The sequence below is a fragment of the Vibrio sp. V03_P4A6T147 genome (assembly GCF_002241085.1).
GTDB classification, from domain to species: Bacteria; Pseudomonadota; Gammaproteobacteria; order Enterobacterales; family Vibrionaceae; genus Vibrio; species Vibrio anguillarum.
This window is the reverse complement of sequence record NZ_NDIO01000243.1, coordinates 1-4,227: the sequence shown is the minus strand read 5'-3', so window position 1 is coordinate 4,227 and position 4,227 is coordinate 1. Positions and strand designations below refer to the sequence as shown.

5 protein-coding genes are annotated in these 4,227 nt (G+C 45.7%); 4 read left to right on the top strand and 1 reads right to left on the bottom strand.

Annotated elements, in window-relative coordinates:
- Positions 1-82 precede the first annotated feature (82 nt).
- From dinG to rsmS, 4 genes are read left to right on the top strand one after another with little or no spacing between them, the layout of a single operon-like run.
- Positions 83-2,158, top strand: a complete 2,076-nt coding sequence (gene dinG / locus B9J84_RS09665) for an ATP-dependent DNA helicase DinG (RefSeq protein WP_094124031.1) — start codon at positions 83-85, stop codon at positions 2,156-2,158.
- Positions 2,159-2,211: 53 nt separating this feature from the next.
- On the top strand, positions 2,212-2,991 hold the full coding sequence (locus B9J84_RS09660; protein ID WP_017045195.1) for a TSUP family transporter: 780 nt from the start codon (positions 2,212-2,214) through the stop codon (positions 2,989-2,991).
- Positions 2,988-3,536, top strand: coding sequence for a primosomal replication protein PriC (priC, locus tag B9J84_RS09655; RefSeq protein WP_010319211.1), 549 nt, complete (start codon positions 2,988-2,990; stop codon positions 3,534-3,536). Before B9J84_RS09660 ends, priC begins: the two co-directional genes overlap by 4 nt.
- A gap of 1 nt (position 3,537) precedes the next feature.
- Positions 3,538-3,708: a pleiotropic regulatory protein RsmS gene (rsmS, locus tag B9J84_RS09650; protein ID WP_013856554.1), complete on the top strand. Its 171-nt coding sequence runs from the start codon at positions 3,538-3,540 to the stop codon at positions 3,706-3,708.
- Between the two features lie 33 nt (positions 3,709-3,741).
- On the opposite strand, the gene B9J84_RS09645 is transcribed toward rsmS, so the two are convergent.
- Positions 3,742-4,227 (bottom strand): methyl-accepting chemotaxis protein (locus B9J84_RS09645; protein ID WP_404206765.1); only part of this gene is annotated, 486 nt, incomplete at its 5' end.

Sequence of the window (4,227 nt, the reverse complement as noted above, 5' to 3'; positions counted from 1 at the left end):
ATCTAAAAGCATACGATTTCGTGAACTGCGTATCCTTTAGTGAACTGTGCTAGACTCGGCACTCTGCTATTTAGGTCTGTGTATGCTTACAACAAAAATCCAAAAATCCATTCGGGATAGTTATCAAAACCTGCAATTTCAGCTCGAAAACTTCATTCCTCGTCGAGGACAAAATTATCTTGTTGCTGAGATTGCAAAAACATTGTGTGGTTCATATCACAAGTCCAACCGAATCCTGATTGCTGAAGCGGGTACAGGAATAGGGAAATCACTCTCCTATTTAATGGCGGCGGTTCCTGTTGCAGTGTTGAATAATAGAAAGGTTGTTGTTTCGACAGCCACAGTGGCACTTCAAGAACAGCTGATCAGCAAAGATTTGCCTTTATTTAGACGCATCACTGATCGTCAATTCTCTTTTATCCTTGCCAAAGGACGTCAACGATACTGTTGCACCGAAAAACTCGCGGCTGCGTGTGGAGTAGATGGCTCACAAATTGCCCTGTTCGAATCAAAGCCACAAAAAAAAGACGTTGAATTATTCACCACCATGTATGAAAAACTGGCTCAAGGAAAATGGAACGGTGATCGCGACTCGTGGCCAAAAGCGATTAAAGATGAGTTATGGCAACTGATTGTTAGTGATAAGCATAGTTGTAATGGTAGCTTTGCTGGCCACAGAGATTGTCCTTTTCAAAAGGCGCGTTCAGAACTGGATAAAGCCGATGTCATTATTGCCAACCACAGCTTGGTCATGGCGGATGCTGACCTTGGCGGTGGTGTCATTCTGCCTGAGCCCGAAAACACCATTTACATTTTTGATGAAGCACACCACTTACCTCATGTAGCACGAGATCACGCTTCAGCGTCCGCAAGCTTGAAAGGCGCAGCTAGTTGGTTGGAAAAACTCAATCAATCCGTAACCAAGTTTTCAAGCTTAGCCGAAGAAAAACGAGTGGCACGTTTTCGTAACGAACTGCAAGAGACACTGCAACAACTTATCCCAAGCTTGAGCCAACTGACAAAGCAGTTTGTACCCGAACAATTTGAAGAAAAGCGATACCGTTTTGAGCATGGAGAACTGCCACAATGGCTTGAAGAAGAGTCTAAAACCTTGAAGCGGCTCTCTCAAAAAGCCAATCAATCCGTCGCTAAAATTGCGGACTTGATTGCTGAACGAGTTAAAGAAGGCGAACTCGCCGCTCGGTTGGCAGAACCAGCACTGACTGAATTAGGCTTTTATATTCAGCGTTTAGAGAACCTTGCCCAAGTATGGCTGCTGATGGCGGAGCCCAAGCGAGAGAAAGGAGCCCCTTTGGCACGTTGGCTTGAAATTCACCCTGGGCGTGAAGGTGATTTCATTGTTAACGTTTCACCGCTAGAAATTGGTTGGCAACTTGATCAACAGATCTGGAGCCGCTGCATAGGCGCAATCTTAGTCTCCGCGACGATGCGAGCTCTTAACTCGTTCAGCTACTTTTGCTCGCAAGCAGGGATCAGTGAAAAGGCAGAAGATGGCACACGTTTCCTAGCACTCGCTTCACCGTTTGATTATCAAAATCAGGCCGAGTTACTCATTCCAGCAATGCGTTTTGAACCGCAAGCGAAAGAGTATACTGATTATCTGGTAGAGCGGCTCGCTGAGTTTATTCAGCCAAACAAAGCTAATTTAGTGCTGTTTGCTTCTTACTGGCAAATGCGCGAAGTGGCTGAAAAAATATCAACAGATTTTGTTAAACGAGGCTGGGCGCTGCAAGTCCAAGGTGAAATATCACGCACAGAAATTCTAAATAAACATAAAATGCTAGTGCAGTGTGGTAAAACGAGCGTAATGTTTGGCACCAGTAGCTTTTCGGAAGGGCTAGACTTACCAGGAGAACTTTTGGAGAATCTGGTGATCACAAAAATTCCGTTTGCCGTACCAACCTCTCCAGTTGAGCAAGCTCACGCCGAATACATAGAGAAGCGAGGCGGAAACTCTTTTATTCAGATAACCGTTCCTGAAGCCAGCAAAAAGCTGATCCAAGCCGTCGGGAGATTGCTGCGCAAAGAGCGTGATTCTGGTAGAGTCGTGATTCTCGATCGCCGAATCGTTTCAAAACGCTACGGAAAATCATTATTGGACTCGCTTCCTCCATTTAAAAGAACAATAGAATATTAGCTAGGGCTTAACACTACGCCCTTTCATCTCATTACTCAGGGCCGATTTTATTCATGGAATTTGTTGAGCCAACCACTTTGATTGTGTTGGCGCTTGTTGCTTTTATTGCTGGCTTTATCGATGCGGTCGCTGGCGGCGGTGGTATGCTTACTGTACCCGCGTTATTATCGATCGGTCTTCCGCCGCACATCGCACTAGGAACGAATAAGCTAGCGGCAACATTTGCCTCATCAACTGCCGCATTAACCTACTATCAGAAGAAGTTGTTTCAACCAAATTGCTGGGTCAGAGCTTTCATTGCCACCTTAATTGGCGCAACCATAGGTACTTTTGCTGTCGATGCGATCAGCACCGATTGGCTACAAAAAGTGCTGCCGCTCATTATTCTAGCGGCCGCTATCTATACGATATGGCATAAAACACCACATGCACACCAGGATGTCAGCCCGCCTCCCTGCCCTGTACTTCACAAAAAGCAGTATGCGCAAGGCTTGATACTTGGATTTTATGACGGGCTGGCAGGGCCAGGGACTGGCGCATTTTGGACAGTCAGTTCGATGGCGTTATACCGACTAAACATTTTATTGGCCTCTGGCCTTGCTAAAGCGATGAATTTTACCAGTAATGTAACGTCATTGGTTACCTTTGCCATTTTGGGGCATATTGACTGGGTGCTGGGACTGACTATGGGAGTTTGTTTGATGGCTGGAGCTTTTGTTGGCGCACATTCAGCGATTCGTTTCGGCGCTAAATTTATTCGTCCGGTGTTTGTGAGTGTGGTCAGTGTGCTTGCAATTAAGCTGACTTATGATGCGTGGTTTGCAGGCTTATGAACCATTTTTCTCAATTGAAGTCCTTAATTGAAGAGTTGAAACAACAAGCCGCCAGTGTTGACCGAACTCGTGGTGAACACCATCAGGCTCTGTTTGATGAGCGCCTGTTCCACTGTAAAGCGCACTTATTAATCCCTTGTGTTATGGAAGCAAAAGCGACCTTTGACTCCATCGTGCGCGAACAAGAGAGCCAACGGCTAACCAGTCAACGAGCTCAATATCTAACCGATCGACTGCTTGCACAAATTGCGGCAATCCAACGCGAAATATCGACAGTATCGATCAGAAAAAGTGAGCCCAAGCATCGCAGCTATTATCGCAAACCGATCAATGCGTTATATCAAGAGCTAGCCCAGCACCAAGAATGGGAGCGAAGGCTGATGGATATGGTGAGAGAAAAAGAACTCGGACTCAAGCAAACTTCTGCTGTTAGTCAGCAGCAAGCACAAAAAGCGTTATTAACGGTAGAGCAACGGCTCAAGCGTTGCCAAGAAGCTAAGGCTAAGATCGAAAAACAAATTACGTTCAGGGAGAAAAACCAATAAAATGAATGATCCTACTGTACCGCTAGACGGTGCGTCTGAAGAGATAAAGCTCGCTGTCGATCTCATCTACTTATTAGAAACCAATCAGATTGAACCACACACCGCACTTGAAGCGCTGAAAATCGTACAGCAGGATTTATTGCGTAAACTGGATGATACAGCGAGAGAGTAAGAAGCAAACATCTACTTCTTACTCTTTCAGCCGTTAGACTTTAAATTGTCCAACCAACTGTTGCTGCTTAGCCGAGAGTTGACTTATCTGAGCACCAACCGATTCTGATTCACCGACCAGTGTCAATATCTGCGCGCTAAGATCACGAATATTGGATAGGTTGAGGTTGACTTCACCAGAGACGGCTTGCTGTTCTTGGGCCGCTTTTACAATCTGGCTATTCATATCGTTAATTGCTGAGATGGATTCAAACACTATTTCTAATTCAGCAACGGCCTTTTGAACTTGCATCGCAGTTCCATTTGCTAACGCGTTTCCTTGCTGGATCACCTCAACTACGCCCTCAGTACCTTGTTGGACTTTTTCTATCACTTTGCGTATTTCACCCACAGAGTTCTGAGTCCGCTGGGCCAAATTACGTACCTCATCGGCGACAACAGCAAACCCTCGCCCTTGATCTCCGGCCCGAGCCGCTTCTATAGCCGCATTTAATGCGAGCAAATTGGTTTGCTGTGAAAT